General features: G+C 39.5%; 15 protein-coding genes and 1 pseudogene. 3 read left to right on the forward strand and 13 right to left on the reverse strand.

The annotated features are described in order from the left end of the window. Positions 1 to 66: 66 nt before the first annotated feature. The 7 genes from AB6E51_RS22605 to AB6E51_RS22635 form a co-directional block, all read right to left on the reverse strand. Positions 67 to 807: a LysM peptidoglycan-binding domain-containing protein gene (locus AB6E51_RS22605; RefSeq protein WP_065584792.1), complete on the reverse strand. Its 741-nt coding sequence runs from the start codon at positions 805 to 807 to the stop codon at positions 67 to 69. Further along, positions 804 to 1,931, reverse strand: coding sequence for a hypothetical protein (locus AB6E51_RS22610; protein ID WP_372058753.1), 1,128 nt, complete (start codon positions 1,929 to 1,931; stop codon positions 804 to 806). Before AB6E51_RS22610 ends, AB6E51_RS22605 begins: the two co-directional genes overlap by 4 nt. After that, positions 1,888 to 2,592, reverse strand: coding sequence for a hypothetical protein (locus AB6E51_RS22615; RefSeq protein WP_372058752.1), 705 nt, complete (start codon positions 2,590 to 2,592; stop codon positions 1,888 to 1,890). The genes AB6E51_RS22610 and AB6E51_RS22615 overlap by 44 nt, the downstream gene beginning before the upstream one ends. Positions 2,593 to 2,605: 13 nt before the next feature. Beyond that, entirely contained in the window at positions 2,606 to 5,407 is a 2,802-nt protein-coding gene (locus AB6E51_RS22620; RefSeq protein WP_372058751.1) for a CS1-pili formation C-terminal domain-containing protein, read from the reverse strand. Continuing rightward, positions 5,407 to 5,934 carry a hypothetical protein gene (locus AB6E51_RS22625; RefSeq protein WP_240492705.1) on the reverse strand — a complete coding sequence of 176 codons (528 nt, stop codon included), beginning with the start codon at positions 5,932 to 5,934 and terminating at the stop codon, positions 5,407 to 5,409. Before AB6E51_RS22625 ends, AB6E51_RS22620 begins: the two co-directional genes overlap by 1 nt. Positions 5,935 to 6,000: 66 nt before the next feature. Further along, positions 6,001 to 6,531 (reverse strand): hypothetical protein, encoded by a 531-nt coding sequence (locus AB6E51_RS22630; RefSeq protein ID WP_065584795.1) that lies wholly within the window; start codon positions 6,529 to 6,531, stop codon positions 6,001 to 6,003. Positions 6,532 to 7,112: 581 nt separating this feature from the next. Further along, positions 7,113 to 9,428, reverse strand: a complete 2,316-nt coding sequence (locus AB6E51_RS22635) for an adhesion domain-containing protein (RefSeq protein WP_372058749.1) — start codon at positions 9,426 to 9,428, stop codon at positions 7,113 to 7,115. A gap of 368 nt (positions 9,429 to 9,796) precedes the next feature. Between AB6E51_RS22635 and AB6E51_RS22640 the strand changes: the two genes are divergently transcribed. After that, a complete protein-coding gene (locus tag AB6E51_RS22640; protein WP_017059962.1) occupies positions 9,797 to 9,955 on the forward strand; it encodes a YqaE/Pmp3 family membrane protein in 159 nt (52 codons plus the stop codon). Positions 9,956 to 10,147: 192 nt separating this feature from the next. Beyond that, positions 10,148 to 11,176, forward strand: a complete 1,029-nt coding sequence (gene pyrC, locus AB6E51_RS22645; RefSeq protein ID WP_065584797.1) for a dihydroorotase — start codon at positions 10,148 to 10,150, stop codon at positions 11,174 to 11,176. 117 nt (positions 11,177 to 11,293) lie between these two features. Here the strand turns inward: pyrC and AB6E51_RS22650 are convergent, their stop codons facing one another. Continuing rightward, on the reverse strand, positions 11,294 to 12,199 hold the full coding sequence (locus AB6E51_RS22650) for a DUF808 domain-containing protein (RefSeq protein ID WP_017059964.1): 906 nt from the start codon (positions 12,197 to 12,199) through the stop codon (positions 11,294 to 11,296). A 175-nt stretch (positions 12,200 to 12,374) separates the two neighbouring features. Between AB6E51_RS22650 and AB6E51_RS22655 the strand changes: the two genes are divergently transcribed. Beyond that, positions 12,375 to 13,301 carry a M14 family metallocarboxypeptidase gene (locus AB6E51_RS22655; RefSeq protein WP_102332693.1) on the forward strand — a complete coding sequence of 309 codons (927 nt, stop codon included), beginning with the start codon at positions 12,375 to 12,377 and terminating at the stop codon, positions 13,299 to 13,301. 205 nt (positions 13,302 to 13,506) lie between these two features. Here the strand turns inward: AB6E51_RS22655 and AB6E51_RS22660 are convergent, their stop codons facing one another. The 5 genes and pseudogenes from AB6E51_RS22660 to AB6E51_RS22680 all read right to left on the reverse strand — a co-directional run bounded on the left by AB6E51_RS22660 (position 13,507) and on the right by AB6E51_RS22680 (position 18,061). Continuing rightward, positions 13,507 to 15,114 carry a BCCT family transporter gene (locus AB6E51_RS22660; protein WP_171732749.1) on the reverse strand — a complete coding sequence of 536 codons (1,608 nt, stop codon included), beginning with the start codon at positions 15,112 to 15,114 and terminating at the stop codon, positions 13,507 to 13,509. A gap of 486 nt (positions 15,115 to 15,600) precedes the next feature. Further along, on the reverse strand, positions 15,601 to 16,173 hold the full coding sequence (locus AB6E51_RS22665; protein WP_017059967.1) for a malate synthase: 573 nt from the start codon (positions 16,171 to 16,173) through the stop codon (positions 15,601 to 15,603). Between the two features lie 236 nt (positions 16,174 to 16,409). Next, positions 16,410 to 16,601 (reverse strand): annotated as a pseudogene (locus tag AB6E51_RS22670) (cache domain-containing protein); the annotation flags it as partial. Next, positions 16,595 to 16,981, reverse strand: coding sequence for a nuclear transport factor 2 family protein (locus AB6E51_RS22675; protein ID WP_372058748.1), 387 nt, complete (start codon positions 16,979 to 16,981; stop codon positions 16,595 to 16,597). The gene AB6E51_RS22675 and the pseudogene AB6E51_RS22670, both read right to left, overlap by 7 nt. Before the next feature lie 264 nt (positions 16,982 to 17,245). Next, positions 17,246 to 18,061: an FRG domain-containing protein gene (locus tag AB6E51_RS22680; RefSeq protein ID WP_372058746.1), complete on the reverse strand. Its 816-nt coding sequence runs from the start codon at positions 18,059 to 18,061 to the stop codon at positions 17,246 to 17,248. Positions 18,062 to 18,503 lie beyond the last annotated feature (442 nt).

Here is an 18,503-nt window from a genome sequence, read left to right on the forward strand (position 1 = left end):
AGCTGATCAGATCGTAGGTTCTTGATTTAGTTCCATTGAATTACGCAACAAAGCCCCGGTAAGAGCTTATTCTAATACTTGGCCAGGAATGATCAAATCAGGATTTTCAATATCATTACTCTCAATGATCTCTTCTAAATCGAAGCCGAACTTTCTACGTAGTTCATATAACCAATCACCTTCTTGTACGACATAAGGTAATGTCGGCTTAACAGCAACTTCGGATATACTGTTAGACATAGTATCGAAGTCACAGTCCGTATCAGTTGGGTCAGATGTGCAATCCGGAGCTTTCGTAATTTCAAGTGACGAAGGGCGAGGTTCAACTTGGTCAGACTCAATCTTACGCTTGCTGTCATTGAAATAATAAGATAATCCAACCACGGCTTCTCGTTGATTTTGCCCAAAATCATCATTCAACGTTTGATTAAGTGCGATACTCGCACCGAAATATTCATTCAAAGCATACTCAGCAAGGTACTCTATTGTTGGATATTTATCTTCAAATCCGACTCCAACCTTTAAATCAATTTCTTCTCCATCATGTATACTATAAAGCAAACCTAAATCAGGTATGTACTCAGAATCATCTAATAATTTATAATGTTTGATACCTAGATTCAATTGAAGTCGGTTATATTGGTAGAGAAAATAAATAGATTGAGAATTCTCAAACATATCTCCATCAAAATTATAGCCATAGTTTGCCCCTACCCCCAAAATATGAGCAGTTGGCTTCTCAGCAACCGCTGCACCGCTGGTTAGTACTAGAAACATAAAAAAAATATTATTAATTAGTCGGTTCACAGGTTCACCTCATAAACAACATTAAACGACCCTTGGTAATTACCTGAACTGAGTGCATTTCCATCGACATCAAAACTAACATCGTATGCTACATCAACTTTGTTACTACCTTCTCCATTCACTGTAATCACTTCTGAATCAGGAAAAGATGCGGTATTAAGTACTCCGTCTTGGACAATCACCTTGTCAGGGCTTTCGCAGCCAATGGCACACGTGATTGTGTAGGGTATCTTATCTAGCGAGTTATCAATATTTGTAAGCTCATAGTCACCTGACGTAGGGCTAAATGTCATAATAACGCCTGTAGGTAAAGTCCCTAACAAGCTAACATCATACCTCGTTGTACCAGAGATCCTTTTTGTTGCAGTATCATACTGGGGTTCAATATTCCCGTCTCCAAGTACCGTTAATGATTCAAGGATCGCAGCTTGATAATCAATCGTGATAATTAACGTCTCCGGCACTCTGGTATAAGTCATCGTACCGGTTTGACTTGTAAAAAAGTAAGTGGGTGAAAGGTTAATTGATGCCGTAAAAGTTCCAGATCCAACAGGGGCTGCGAACACATCATTACTGATATTAGGCAAAGCGAAAGCAGGTCGATAAAACTTAAAAGGCTCTATTCGGCTTGTTGCTGTGTAACCCATTCGCGACACACACAAAGTCGACTCTTGGCCCACTTTCGCACTCGAACCACTTATATTTGTAGCTGCACACTCATTGGCAACTCCCATTCCCACATTTGACCCGTAGTCTTTTGATGTGAAATAACTAGCCGAGCTACCCAAATTGTACTCAACGCCTAACAACTCCAGGCTGGTGTTAAAACTTTCGCCTGTAGAATGATTAACAAAGCTAACGTTATTAACGGGTTGGTTATCCATCGTTGCGGGATACCACTCTGCCGTTGGTTGCTCTTGCGCTATCGTCCATGCAGATGGAGATATAGCTTCACTACCGAAATAACTATTTGGCGCCGCATTGTTCCAAACCACAGAGTTGTTTGCTGTAATCGTTCCGTATACATCTGCAGCATGGCTACTATCTAAAGCCGTGAATAATAGCGCTATACTAATTAGGCTATTTCTTTTTAATAGTGATACTTTTGTTATAACTGTAATCATGGTTGGCTACCTTAACGGATAACGAATCGACATTTTGCAGGCCTTCTGCTAATTTTATGGTTTTCTTTCGACCAGATAGTATTGTATTAGTTTGTTTACATTTGTTACTAACAGAATTCGGTTTACAGTTATCAAACTGTATGTAGAAAAATGTGTTACCATTATTTTCCACATAAACTTCTGAACCGTTATATTTAACTTTGTAGTCAACATTAGTATTTTTTGCAGGTACAATATAATAAGGAGCATAACCATAATTAATACCAATTATACTTTCTTTTTTATCTCCATCGATAACGCTAGGCATGAAAGTCACTTGATAAACTTTGTCCTTCTCTAAATCATCACAATTAACCTGACATAAATTCTTTACTGATACACGACGTCTTTCCCCCGGATTTAATATCAGTTTATTGGGTAATAGCGCAAGATCCCATAAAGGTAAATTATCTTTTGTTAGCTCTACCTTTTCTAACTCTCCGTTTTCAACCTTTACTTGGCTAACGTTACCTTTTATATATTCAGGTTCAGTTTTCGAACTAGTCAGAGTAAAAACTCCATTACCATCTTCTCCAGCTATAAGAAGCATTTTATCTATGCTAAATGCATGGCTAAAAGAGGTCGTCATTAATAGTATCGAAGTAAATATTACACGTTGCATAATTTTCTCTATGTTAGTTATAAGCATATGGCGTCATCTCCATATGAACTGCATAATTAATGAGTTCATCAACATACAGTTTGTTTGCCGTAGTTAGTTGCTCAGGAGACTTAGCGAATATATACAAATAACCGCCAAGCTTTTTGTTTATAATTTCAACACCTGAGTTGTTCAGTTTGTTCTGATAGTTCAATACAATATTACTATCCTTGTATTGCCCTAAGTAGTAATAATAAACACCATCAACTAGGGCTATCTGATAACCTTCACTATTTTCTTCGAATGATGGCATACAGAAGTTATTACCTAAATTCAAATTATTAACCGATGATAACTCCGGTATTACACATTGGTTTTCCTTAGATATAATTTTGTAAGGTTGTTTATCTTTCACCTTAAATTGATACACACCTTCAACAAGCTTGTCAGTAGAAACACAACCTCCACCGATACATTCAACTCCGTCTATCGGATTTCCATTTATATCACTAAACGTCGATATAAATGATTTCAACTCAGACAACGACGTATCCAAACGGATAACAGTTCCTGGATAACTAGTAGCCGACGTATAAGACTCACCATTGTTGTAAAAATCAGAGGCTTCCGTATCAAGCTTGAATTTATATTCATAGAACTCTTTTAATGGATATACCGTCAAAGCATCTCCACTAACATAAGCATTGCTTTGTTTTCCATTCTGCTCGGAGTTAACTACCGCCAAGAATTTTCCATCCGAAGACAGTTCCCCTGTATCATTATTCGAAATAAAATAAGAAGATGACTTTTCACTCGTAAACTCTATTCCTTGAGAAGTTACGATATTACTTGTACCAATATATGCAGAAACACTTGTATTACTACTTGAATTGATATAGGCATAAGAGTTTGAGTCAATATGTTTATTCTTATAATTTGCAGACAATGATAAATCGGCACTGCTTTGGTCTTCAGTAGAATCTTGATAATAAAGTCCCGCAGAGCTTGATACATTTAGATTGTTTCTGTTAATTAGACTACTTGAGACTGTATCTCTATGCGATAGCGCAACATCACCACTATCATCTATTTGTGCTTGTGTACTATGTGTGTATGTGTTTTCCTGGCCTATTGGAATAATTATTGAGGCCATAACACCATAATTTATATCGCTAGATTCACTTGCTGATAACTCTAAGTTCACCTTTGAGTCAAGTGGTAATGATGATATCTGCACGCCACTTCTTGCAGACCAACTTTCTGATTCATTATTATAACCATTACTAAAATCTTTATATTGGTTTTTTGTTAATATACCCGATATATATGATGATATATTTCTCGTTAAGTACTTGTTGTAATTTACTGATAATGATGTATAGTTCGAGTTACTGAATAAAAGTTGAGACAAACTAATATCTCCAATACTATTATCATTTTCACTATCAAATTTTGTGTAAGATACACTTAAGTTATAAATCCCCACATCAAAATTATAAAAACTAGATCCATCGTCAAATAATCCTGTTACTGCCGATATTCTGGACACTTCCCCTAAAGATAAGTGACCACCAACATAATTATAATTATCTTCCCCTGTAATAAACGAACCTGCACCCAGTGCAAAAAAATCCGTAACTTGATAGCTCAATTTCCCATTGGTGAACATTGGACTTTCATAATTATCATAAGCAAAGTTGATGGATTTCTGGTCAAAATCGTCCTCTAGTCCCGTATTCGTCAGGTCTCTTGATAAATAACCGGCTGTAATATGATAATCTAGTTCGCCGGTTTTAATCGACGAAGAGCTTGTATTGACTATCAACCTATCTTCTGTGTAAAACTCTTCACTGCCATCAAATATTCGAATTGTCGCAGTATAAGTACCAGATGGTAGCTCGTTATAGTCAAAGTATTCTTGCCCTGCATCCACATTACGACTTAATAGAACACGGCCTCTATCATCATTAATTTCTAGTCGACCAGCTCTTGAAATGTTCAAATATACTCGTCTAGAATTAGGAGATGATTTTTTTACTAGCTCTCTCGTCGATCCAATCGACAACATGTAACCAGAAGTTTTGCTGCCATTTTCTAAAAACTGAGTACTATTCCAAGAGCGTTCTTGGTATTTATACCCGACAGAGAAACGAGTATTACCACCAACATAGTTATACGATGAGTCATCCGAACTGAAACCATTGACATCACTAAAGTTTAGATCATTATGCAAATAGCCATACTTGCCAAAACCTGCATAATTTTCATGTTGATAAGAATAAGACGATGTATAATCAGTGTTGTCGCTATAAGAACCAGATAGATTCAAACCATGTGACATAATGATCGCGTTTTGATCGATCTCTTCTTTTACAAATTTTATTTCTGACTCTTCTATTATCTCAGTTAAGAATTGTGAGTTAACATGAATAATCAATGATTGGCTATCTGGCACATAAACAAAATCATATAAATCAGGTAGTAGACCACATTCACTTCGATAACCTTTACAATCTAGGCTCGATTCAACCCCATTTACCAGTGTTGTTGCCATCGCATCGCTAACATCTTTCTCAATACCAAGTTCATTCGCCAATGCTTGTGCTACAAGTTGTTTTTGTGAAGTGGGAATTCTTACTTCATCACCCGAGATGAAAGCTTCCGAATAGAATAATTTGTTGTTATCAGCCGAGAGAATTAGTGGCATTCTTATCAACTTCTCTTCAAACATATCTTCAAATCCATCTGGAATATTTGCGACGGATTTTGAACTATATATTATGGCCAAGAAAAATATGATAATTAAGTTTAAACCAAACCAAAGTCTAATAAACATTATAGTTGAAGCTCCACATTGAACGTAATACGACCATTGCAATCTAATGGCTCATCACTCGGTATATTTTTATTTGTCACTAATTCAAATTCATTGGTAGAGTTTTCATATTCAGTATTTTTAATATTATTAAATTCAAAGTTTGGTATATCTAAAATATCAGAGTAATGTTTTCTATCGATATAGAGATCGACAAAATCATCATACATAGTCTCACCGCTATCGTTGAGAACACATTTAGAAGTGAACTCTGATATGTTATAACTGTATTCAAACGAATCCCCAGTGCTTGTTGGTATATTAGTTCTAATATAAGAATAAAAACGCCCATTTAGAAAGGTTTCGTTCTCACTATCATACTTCAGTGCAATAAACTCATCAGATAAATCTACACTTATAGAATAGTCATACAAATTCGCTCTATTTATTTGTGTATTTACTGGAAATGAATAGCTTTCATAGCCAAAGCTATTGAAACTAAAAATAACAAGCAATAATAGAAAGAAATAATTTATATAGATATTCATTTTCATCAGCCTCGAAAAACAAGGCACTTAATTAATTAAGTGCCTATCAAATAATGAGATTTTTTCTTATGGCAAAGTTGCAATCATATCAACGTTAACGATAACTTCTGAACCAGCAATATCATCTGGAGTTGAGTGTGCTGTATCGTTAGCAACATACAGTTGAATCGTATCGCCTGCTGAAAGTTGAGTTGAAGCTAAGTAGTCAGCTGCAGTAAGTTCCGTCGCTGAAAGGTTATCGCCAACGACAATGTTAGGCTGTACTTCACCCATTGAAGCTGGAAGCACATTTACTTGTGATACCGTCCAGTTAGCTGGAGTTAAAGCCCCAAGCACAGCCCCCGTGTAGTCATGCGCTTCCAAAACAACTGGTTTAGTCGTTGTGAACGTACCGTCAGCGTTCACCTGTAACGTACCAACAAAAGAAGCAGAGTCTTCACTACCGCCCGCACCAGTAACAATGATGTCACCGTTGGATACAAAACCAGGAACAAAGCCGCTGAATACTGCAGAACCAATAGAGGTATCGCCAGGTGCAGCAAAAGCCGGAACAACAGCAATTGCAGACAATAATGTAATGAGTGTTAATTTTTTCATTTTATTTCCTTTAATATAATATAAGCATTGCGTTAGCCTCTTGCTAAACAACGGGTATATAATATTAAAATAACTACGTTTTAGGTTAGCACGTTGGAATTATTTATAGTTAAATATGCCTAGTCGATATATCGCCGACTAGTTCATTTATCTAGGGAATAAGATCTGTACAATAAATACTTTCAGTTACACTAAATTGGATATCATAATAACCATTATCAAACTTTGAGAAAGGTGTTTCAATTGGATATGAGAAGGGGTAACGCTGGTGACTATCTGAGTTATAAAAATGAGCATCATAACTATTTTATTATATTGCTTTATATAATATTAATTATGACCATCACAAGTTAAACTACCTAAATCGTAACCTAAGTTATTATAATCTAGCGTTTAATTTACAAGTGATGTCTTTAGTTGGGGAAATAGAGTGAGACGGAGAATTCACCTTGCGGTTATTAATTAATAAATATCAACATGACAATAACACGTAAATAATTCGCATTAAAAATGCCAGTAACATCGCTACTGGCTTACTAAAGATTTTCAACCTACTTTAAAGGGAGACAGACTCATGACTATCATCTATAGCATGATAAAAAAACGTGTACTTGGCTACCAAAGTAATTAAAGTCGGCCTCAGGAGTATCTTCAGGACCTCTATAATACGTGATACCACCGTTTTCACTGGTTGGTTCCACGTAATTATTAATGTAAAACTTATAGAGCAAACCATTTCCTCGGAACCAAAACTCATCTAGGTAACCGGAATGTGAATATATACGACCTGCAGGTATGGCTTTATATGCAGGGTCTGCATTCCAAGCGCTAGCAAACCGAAGTGCAATAGTTGACGAGTCAAATTCTTTCCACCCACCACCATCGAAGTTTATTGATGAGCAGTAATATTGAGTCTGGCTGCTATCATATCCAGACTCTATAAAGTTCGCGTCATCTGCGTTATACCCATAACTGTTGAGTAACGAATACGTATAATCGGCAGTATCATTCGGAGCAAAAATCGAAGTATTATTATCACTATAGCGGAGTACTTGTTCTCTCGTTAACAACGGAAGAAATTCACTTCCTTCATATGAAGTTATACCCAAAGGTGCGAGTAAAGTAACGTTCAAGTTATCACAAAATGAGTCATAGCAAGCTTCAATATTAACATTAAATTGAGGTTCAGTATTTGCGGTAGAATACGCTGTCAAGATACCTGTATGTTCATCAAAGGTACTAACGTTCAACTCAGTTACTGTCCAATTGACATATTCGGCTGGAACTTGTTCCATTTGGCCAATTGAGTTAGTTATAGTCGCCTGATATAATTCATGTTTATCTAGCTCTAAGTCACGTTGAATCGAAGTCACACCATTTAAACTGATAGATACTGGGGTGATTTCTGGGATATAATAAGTATTAGTACAAAGAACATAATTTACCTCTTCATTATTACTAGCAGTGACTGAACCATCAAATAGATTGACTAGTGTTGTGGTAGTTTCATCAACCTGGTCACTAGTCCAATACGGTTTGTCATTTGGATATCTATAGTCTGTAAATATTTGACCATCAGGCTTCCAAGCATAAAGTTCTTGCAAATCTACTTGATTCGGTAAAAAAGCACCTCTTGCAGTACAAATTGCTTCAGCAACACCTTTCGAATGCGCTACGGTTGTTACATTATCGACGGCATTGGTGCCATCTCCTGTTCCTATTATTTCGAATTCAATACTCGCAGTTTCTGCCTGCTCCATAGTTAAAGGTGGAGTAACAGATTGATATACATTGCCTTCATTAAAATCAATTATCGGGTATAAGTCTTCGGATTTTAACTTTATTATCCCGGTGGCATAGCCTCCTTTGTTATCAGAGACAACGTAAGTGATATTGTGATAGCCAGAATTAGAAGTAGTAAACGTGAAAATAGTGTCATTGAACAGATTACCATCTAAGTTAGCATCTTCTATAATGGCAACATCAGCATCGTAAGCATAGACATTAATTAATTGTAATGAATCACCATTAGGATCAGAAATGAGACTCAAAACGTCAATTGTGACCGTTTTCCCGTATGGAACTTCTGACACTATTTTTAAGGTATCAGGATCGGTAAATGTCTGTATATATGTAGAGTTAGCTATTGGAGCACCATTTACTGTTGTTGAAACTGCAATATCCAGGCTACCACTAAGAACATTTACTCCATCACTATAGCTATATAAAACCCTCTCAACTCCGGATTCAAGTCCAGCACCTGGAGTATACTCTATAACGTTATTCGCGGGATCAGATACTGCTGATGAAAGCGTTGAATCGCTATTAGGCAAAGTTAGCGTCATACTAAGTGTATAGCGACTCGTGTCGACCTCGTACCCCAAATTTGCTAACTCGTCCTTCACGTTCACCGAAATGGGTGTTCCAGTTGAAGTTGCAGATGATATGGGTATTAATTGTTCACTGTTTTCAGCTATAGCGATTCGAGCTGTAGCCTCACTATAGCCATCATAAGATATCGCTGTTGACATTCTTGACACAGAGGATCCAACACGAAATCGGTAGTCACATAGGTTTACTTGCGTTGCTTTAATATAAAAACCATTTTGGTCGTTAGAAACCACATCGCAATGATAGTCAGAATTAAGGGATTCAACATTCAGCAGAGCAACAGGTGTCCCATCAGAACTTTCCATATTGTTGGAGAGATCAACATAAAAAGTTTCACGAGGTTTAGTGTGCTGCATGGTATCTTGAACGGAGTAAAGTACGTTCGATTGAGCTGGCCTATCTGGGCTCGAAGTAGAACCAACTCCTGAATCACCATTACAACCTGAAACAGCCAAGATTAAAGCTACCTGTAACAAATTAGCCTTCTTTGGCAACACATCTAACATATCGTTTGACCTTTTTAAAATTTAACCTTGTAGCATACGAATGCTACATTAGATTGCGATGTTATCTTTTTGTAACTGGATATGTTTAGCAAATATGCAAAATTGACTCTTGGAAATGCCTAGTCATAAAATCACGGCCAAACTTCAAATGATTAAATGTATATCTTGATGGGAATACTGATTATAAGCATTTGGTTATAAATAGATAAACTGGCAGGCATTAAACACTTGATACTAGGCTAGTATCTTGAGATGTTTAGCTTTCTATCTTGATACATTAAGGCAGCAATGCAGTAACACTCTCGAGACGTTCTATAATATGAACACGTTTACCGCATTGAACTTTCATTGAATAAAAAGGATTTATCATGAACAAACTCGTCATTATCATCTTATGTGTACTGCTTCCGCCTGTTGGCGTGTTCTTCGCTCGCGGCGCCGGGAAAGATTTGGTGATTAATATCATTCTTACTTTCTTCTTCTGGGTTCCAGGAATGATCCATGGTCTGTGGGTAGCCACCCGCTAACCCTTATTAACAAATAGATACCGAATAAAATATCCATAAAAACAAGCTCCTAGCCATGAAGAGTTAAAAATAGGATGAAATGAAAGTACTTTTCCACTATCATCCTGTCGCCTAAACGTAAGCGATTGCTTTCACAGATTTCGCTGAGTTTAGGCTCCAACTACATAACACTTCAAATGGTGGGAGCCTTCAATGACACAACTTACGATTACTCGTCCTGACGACTGGCACGTTCATCTACGCGATGGCGAAGTATTAAAAGATACAGTTCGCGATATCAGCCGTTACAATGGTCGAGCGTTAATCATGCCAAATACCATCCCACCGGTAACCGATACCGAAATGGCTCTTGCTTACCGTGAACGCATCATGGCACAGCAGCCAAGCGAGCAATTCCAGCCTCTAATGGCACTTTACCTGACAGACAACACAACACCTGATGAAATTCGTAAAGCGAAAGAATCTGGCGCTGTTGTAGCAGCGAAGCTATACCCTGCTGGCGCGACGACTAACTCTGATTCAGGTGTAACTTCAGCTCAAAAGATTTACCACGTACTCGAAGCAATGCAAGAAGTGGGTATGTTGCTGCTGGTACACGGTGAAGTAACGGCTCACGATGTTGATATCTTTGACCGTGAGAAGCAGTTCCTGGACACAGTTCTAGCACCGATTGTTAACGACTTCCCTAACCTGAAGATCGTTCTAGAGCACATCACGACGGCAGATGCTGCGACTTTCGTTAAGAACGCTAACGAGAACGTAGCGGCAACCATTACTGCTCACCACTTGCTTTATAACCGCAACCACATGTTGGTTGGCGGCATTAAGCCACATTTCTACTGCCTACCTATCCTTAAGCGCAACACACACCAGTTAGCACTTATTGAAGCAGCAACAAGCGGTAGCAAGAAGTTCTTCTTGGGTACAGACTCTGCACCACACGCTAAAGGTGCAAAAGAGTCAGCGTGTGGTTGTGCAGGTTCTTACACAGCGCACGCTGCGGTTGAACTGTACGCTGAAGTATTCGATTTAGAAGGCAAGATTGAGAACCTAGAAGCATTCGCGAGCCACAATGGCCCAGACTTCTACGGCATGCCACGTAACTCAGATACAATTACGCTCGTTAAAGAAGAGTGGAATGTTGCTGAAACGATGCCTTTCGGTTCAGACATCGTTGTGCCAATCCGTGGCGGCGAGGCGATTGCTTGGTCTGTAAAATAAGCACTTGGGCTGTTAAATAAACACCCTCCATTTAGCGAAAAGGGTCACCATAGTAATTATGGTGACCCTTTTTTGTTTCGATAAAAGACTGTCTTATTCCCAGCAGTAATTTAACGATTACTTACCGCGAATTTTTCCGATAGCAGTCCAAATAGCAACGACAATCAATCCAGATAAAACCCCAATCACACCATTTAATAGCGTTGGTACCACCGCAGTCGCAATCGTATGTCCACTGAAGTCCATAATAATCGGTTCAATTAAGTGATGAATTGCTGGAACGTTGTGTACCACAATACCGCCGCCAACCAAGAACATCGCAGCCGTGCCGACAACCGCAAGCATCTTCATTAGCTTTGGTGCAAATGCGACTAACCCATTACCCAATCGGGTTTTAATGGCACTCCCATTTGATGTGCGTTGGAGATAGAAACCTAAATCATCCAGCTTAACGATCCCTGCCACTAAGCCATAAACACCAATCGTCATCACAACCGCTATCAAACTCACCACAAGAATCTGAGTCACGATACTTGTACCCGTTACGGTACCCAGAGCTATCACAATGATTTCCGCAGATAAGATGAAGTCGGTACGAATTGCGCCTGAGACCTTTCGCTTCTCATACTCTTCAACAGATTCACCCGAGCTGCTTTCCTCATCTTTCTCTTCGTGTTGATGAGCATGAGGAAAAAGCTTTTCTAAGATTTTCTCTGCCCCTTCAAAACAAAGAAACAGACCACCAATCACCAGTAGTGGCATGATCAACCAAGGAATGAATGCACTGATCAATAGTGCTGCCGGAACCAAAATCAGCTTGTTTTTAAATGAGCCTTTTGCGACCGCCCATACCACTGGGATTTCTCTTTCAGCAGAAACACCGGATACCTGCTGGGCGTTAAGGGCTAAATCGTCACCTAATACGCCTGCGGTTTTTTTAGCGGCTACCTTAGACATCAATGCGACATCATCCAACACGGTTGCAATGTCATCTAACAGTGTTAGTAAACTTGCTCCAGCCATTTTGTTGTCTCTTTATAAAGAATTGAACCATCAATAAAATGTAACACCATCAATTCACTCATCAAAGCTATGAGTCTGTAAAAAATAAAGTCACAAGTTGTGTTTTCTATTGCTGTCTCTGTTAGACGGGAATAATCTGTCTTAATCTTTCACGAACATAAAAGAAAAAGTATTGATGAAAAGTGAATCTACCTACCCGATTGGTAAGCCAGGGCAAAAATGGCAACAAGCAGAACGTGAAGCATGGTTAGCTCAACGAACGGTTAAGCGTGAATACCAGCAAGAAGTTGTACCAAAGATTAAAGCACTTGCAGACCGCTTTGACATCGAACAATACGGCGCACTGAGCTACGACGAAGCTCGCTTCCCACTCTTCGCTATCAAGAGCAAAAACTGGGACGAGTCAAAGCCGACGATTCTGGTGACAGGTGGTGTTCACGGTTACGAAACCAGTGGCGTGCATGGCGCGATCAAATTCGCTGCGACTCAAGCAGAAAAATACACGACGCACTTCAACATTGTTGTCGCACCTTGTGTGAGCCCTTGGGGCTACGAAGTGATCAACCGCTGGAATCCAAATGCTGTTGATCCAAACCGCTCTTTCTACGACGGTACGCCAGCAGAAGAATCAGCAAACCTACGAGCTCTAGTAGCGTCTCTGCCAGAAGTATTGGTTCACGTTGACCTGCATGAGACGACTGACTCTGATGAAACTGAATTCCGACCTGCACTCGCAGCTCGTGATGGCATTGAGTACATCGAAGGTATGATCCCAGACGGTTTCTACACTGTTGGCGATACTGAAAACCCACAACCTGAATTCCAAGCTGCTGTCATCGCTTCAGTTGAAAAAGTAACCCACATTGCGCCTGCGGATGACGAAGGCAAGATCATTGGTTCAGACGTCACTCAACACGGCGTGATCAACTACCCAATGAAGAAGCTTGGCTTATGTGGCGGCGTGACTGACTGTAAGTACGGTACAACCACAGAGGTTTACCCAGACAGTGACAAAGTAACAGACGAAGAGTGTAACGATGCTCAAGTTGCTGCTGTTGTTGGTGCTTTGGATTACGTTATTCAGCACGAATTGAACGCGTAAGCGTAAACCCGCTCATAGCTAGAACCGGGCACCTAGACTAATAACTAAGAGCCAAGAACTAAAAGAGCCACAAATGACTACTCACTTGTGGCTCTTTTTTGTTTCTCTTTCGCTGATGTCTTCTACGGCATAAAAAAGCTCCCTTGCACGCGGTGCAAGGGAGCTTTGAATCTGCTGATTAGAGTAAGTTCCTATCTAGAGGTACTTACTTAGTGGCCGGAGTAACCGTTTCTTGCCCTTTACCGACTTCTGTCAGTAGGCCTTTCAACAAGCTCACACAACCAATCAAAAGAATGATCGTAAACGGCAGTGCTGCAATAATCGTAATAGATTGCAGAGCTTGGATTGATTGAGTACCACCAATCCACAGCATCACCATCGCGATAGCACCTGAGATAACCGCCCAAACGACTTTCTGTTTCACTGGCACTTCTAATTTACCACCCGCCGTCATGCCATCGATAACGATAGAACCTGAGTCCAACGTTGTAACGAAGAACACAATGATCAGCGCGACTGCGAGAACAGACAGAATGCTACCGAACGAGTAAGCATCTAGCATGTAAAACAAGCTTAGAGATACATCTGTAATGCCTTGGTCGAGGCCAAGTTGCCCCACCTGATTAATCACTTGCTCGATAGCTACGCCACCGAAGATAGACATCCAAGCTGAAGTCACCAATGTTGGGATAATCAATACGCAAAGTAGGAATTCACGAACCGTACGGCCTTTAGAAATACGCGCTACGAACATACCGAAGAAAGGTGCATACGCTACCCACCATGCCCAGTAGAACACAGTCCAACCATGCAGCCATGTTGTGTCTTCACGACCCGCACTTTGGCTCAAAGCTACGATATTTTTCACATAGCCCGTTGCCGCCGTTGCCATTGAATCAAGCACAGTTGTGAAGTTCAATACAGCGATAAGACCAAGGAATATGAATGCAATAACCATGTTCAGGTTACTTAGGAACTTAACACCACCGTCCATACCACGTAGTACAGAGATGATCGCCAAGCCCATGATCAGAACGATGATAGATTGCTGAAGGAAGATGTTGTTTTCCAAGCCGAACACGTGGCTAATACCACTTGCTGCTTGTGTACCACCTAAGCCCAATGAAGTCGCAAGGCCAAACAGAGTAACCAGTACGGTTAGTACATCGATTACATCACCAGTTTTGCCCCACACACGCTCACCCAGAATTGGGTAAAACACAGAACGCATTGATAGCGGTAAGCCTTTGTTATAAACAAAGTACGCCAGACAAAGCGCCGTCATGCCATAGATAGCCCATGCATGAAAACCCCAGTGGAATACGGTTGCGCCTAGCGCCAGTTCACGACCAGCGGCTGTGAAAGGTTCTGCGTCTAATGGCGTTCCGAACCAGTTAGTGAAGAACGCAGTTGGCTCTGCAACACCCCAGAAGATAAGTCCAATACCCATACCTGCTGCGAATAACATCGCAATCCAAGATGACATTGAATAGTCCGCCGTCGCGTCTTCACCACCTAAACGGATTTTACCCAACGGTGAAAAAGCAAGAACTACAGCAAACGCTAGCATGATGTTAGCTCCCCACATAAACAGGAAGTCAAACTTTGATAGAACAGCACCCTTAATAGAATCAATTGCAGCTTTAGCATCTGCAGGAGGAAGAGCAAGAAGAGTGATGATGAAGAGAAGAGATAAGCCTACTGAGGCTACGAAGACTGTGTTATGGACATCCATGCCCCATTTACTGACGTTATCTTGACCAACTTGATAGTCAGTAGAATCAATACTGTATTTTTTTGATTTAAAACTCATAAATTATGATGTTCGCATATCCGAATCAACGAATATAAGGACGCTCTCCGTATCCAATTACTACTTGATTGGCTCGCCGAACCGCCTAAATAAAAGGCAATAAAAATCACAATAGTTAGTGACAAATGGACTTACTGGCTCAATCCCAAGGCGCACATTATAGCACAGCTCAAAGTATTTTGACTGAGTTTTAGCTCAATAGTCACCCAAACCACCGTTGATAGTGATAGTTAACCCAATAAAAACAGAATAAAACAAAAAAATAAAAACCTTCAAATACAACAATTTAAATTAAAATGACGCACCGTAAAATCACATCCAAACTTTTTGCAGATAATTTTAATAATCACCCAATTTACTTATAGCTCTAATAAAAAAGCCCCGCTATAGGGGCGGGGAAAGTTACCAAAGGTAAAAGAGAAATCAGTGCTCAAATGTCAGTGCTGCATCTCACAGATCAGCACTGCACATTTCAAAGACAGTTCGTTAGATTGCGAAGCAAAAACCTAGGTTATAGTCTTCACCATTTTTCGCAGTGAACTCTTTGTCTTCACTTGATGCATTCGGGCGGCCACTTTCATCGCCTTTTACTAAGCTCACCCAGTGACGGATGCCAGAAGAACGGCTCGCCTCAGTTTGACCAAACGTGGTGCACGTCTCTAATTGGATATCTTGAATATCAACCAACTCCAGGCGGCCAGTGCCTTTACGAGCACCGATTGTCACTTCAACGTGCGTACCGCTTTCATCACGGAATAGGATTGCTGAAGGCTTAGATTTATCACCTGTGTAAGCCACAAAGTGTTTAGCGCGTTTCAAACCTGTGTGTTCACCGTTTTTGAAATAAACCTGAACGTGTCGGTAGTCAATCTCGTAGCTCACTACATCTTCGTGAGAACCAGACTCGAGAGGGAATAGAGTATCAAGCAACTGTTTCGCCATTTTCTGCTTTTCGAGTTGCTTGTCTGCTTTCACCATTTCGACGGCAAAGACAGCTTCAGCAATAAAAGTTGAATGGTTTCTGTGAAGTTCTGTTTTGTCTAGTGTCAGCATATTCATAGTCTATCCCTCGTACGGCTTTAAATTTCATTAAGGTCAAACATCCCAATTGACCCTTTTCAAAATTGTTCTTTACTGTGTGGTTTCCATGTTTTTCATACTACTGTTATTTTTGAAACAATTTCACAACAAAAATTACACAGTGTGAATTTTACTAAATTGCTTTTTTACACAAACCGGCATTTCGAGCCCCCAGCCCTTTATTTAACTGGGTTGAGGGCTCAGTAGAAACACTTTTACGTGTTGTTTGAATTTGTGTAATAACCCACCCCAACCAACTTATTGTCGATAATTCGATAGTAAGTGTGCTTAGTTTCCACTTTGCTCGACAGCGGATTTAACCATCGATAGGTGTAAACGCCACGACCATTTTCTTTGGCTCGATTTAACATCTCAGTGAGAATTGGCTTATCGTCTGGGCTTAGATTTTTACGCTGATTTTTCCATCTTTCAGAGTAAACACGTCGACCATGCGAGCTTCGATGATGCTGCCATCCGGGTTCGTAGCAGAAAACGTTGATTCACTCACCGCGCGGTCACCGCACACAAAGTGGACAGGGTCGCTCCAAGCTGCATCTGGAAAGTTCTGCCAAACCAATTCAAAGCTATTTCGAACCGCTTCGTACCCTTCGATAGTGTTTCCAAGCAAGCCTTCTCCTGCCACCGTGTGGAATACACTGTCTTCTGTCATGAAAGACATCAGCGCTTCAATATCATGGTTATTCCACGCATCACTGAATGACTGTAAAAAGGCGGTGTCGACTTGGTTTTCCAGCACGAATGTCGATGCATTGGTTTGCATATTCATATTCCAGAATCCTTTATGTTTTCGTTATTGGTTTAAATTTCAGTAGCTTTGCGCCACTTTTTTATTAGAGTGTTTAAACTAGATTTGTAAAAATTTAACAACTTGATAACAAGATTCATCACTCTAACTTCGAGTTACTTTATAAACAATCTTTAAGCTCACAGATTTCATCTTTTTATAAATTAATTGGTGTTCTAATTTTATTTATCTCGTAATCACTAGATCTATATGAGCTCTAAATAAAATCAGTAGAAATATTAGACTTTAGTCGAAGTCAAAATCTTGATGGTACTTTCGGCCATACTGCTCAAGTTTACGGTTATGGGTATTCACTTGTAATTCAATATTCCCCTCACCTTTATTAATAACTTGATTGTTATCTATATGGGCTTCATTTTTTATATCGGTTAGCTTCTCTTCGATATAATCAGTCGGTTCATTTAAAACGTTCATGGATATTAACTCCTTTATCAGGTTTACTTTTACTGATGGAAGAATATGAACGGACACTAGACCGTTTGAATATTCTTTCTCATCGTACAGAGGCTGAATGGCATCATTGCCACCTTCCTTAAATGGGTGAATGGAATACCACTTGTCCTTGCGCGGCTCTTGCTGATCGCAATCCGCCACATTAAATATCTGAGTTTTGTTGATATTACACGGCGAGCTAAAAACACTAACCCGCTGATAATCAATAGCTTTAATTATGTTTATGCAGTCTTTACTTTGGCTGTGACACACCGACCAAAGCGCATTTAACAGGTTATCGGTCCATTCCAGTAAACGGGTGGGAAAGCCCTGCTTTTTGGCTAAACACATCAATAACCAGTCATTTATGTCGTTAGAACTCAGCGAGTGACCACCGTAAACTCTCACTGTTGAAAGCAACTCTTGTTCGACACGGCGTATGTTCTTACGATTGGAACGGCCTAAACTTGGCATTAGATTACTGTTTTCATAATCACACACGTTATACATCAAACCACGTTGGTCACTGCATTCATTCATTAATGAATTAATTATTTTATACAGCTCTTCGAGTGATCTTATATAACGTTTATTGTTCACAGCATGCATGTAATAGGTCACTTAATTTAAATTTATTACAATTAAAAATTAACTATCATGGTTAATCAGTATCGTTACGAATGATTTTAAAAATGACAATAGGTATATGTCTTTATCAATGGCCATATATCCTCATCAATAACTAACAGTTATAAAACCATTAACTAAGGAGCAATTAGCTAAGGGTCGATTAATAAGGAACGACAAAGTTTATATAACTAAAACAACTTATATGTACAACAGTCATTTAATTCATGTTCTAACGTTTGACTAAGGATTATTGAAATACGGGTTGCCGGTATTCACTTAAGTACATTGCCAATACCCGTTAATATTGCCCGACCACATTCTCGATTGCACTTTCTCTAACACTCTCGAAAATACCGTGGCCGGACACATAGACAGAACCTTAAGCACTAAGCTCAGCGTAAATTCCGTCTAACGTAATGTT

Source organism: Vibrio sp. 10N.247.311.47, assembly GCF_041467535.1.
GTDB lineage: Bacteria > Pseudomonadota > Gammaproteobacteria > Enterobacterales > Vibrionaceae > Vibrio > Vibrio crassostreae_C.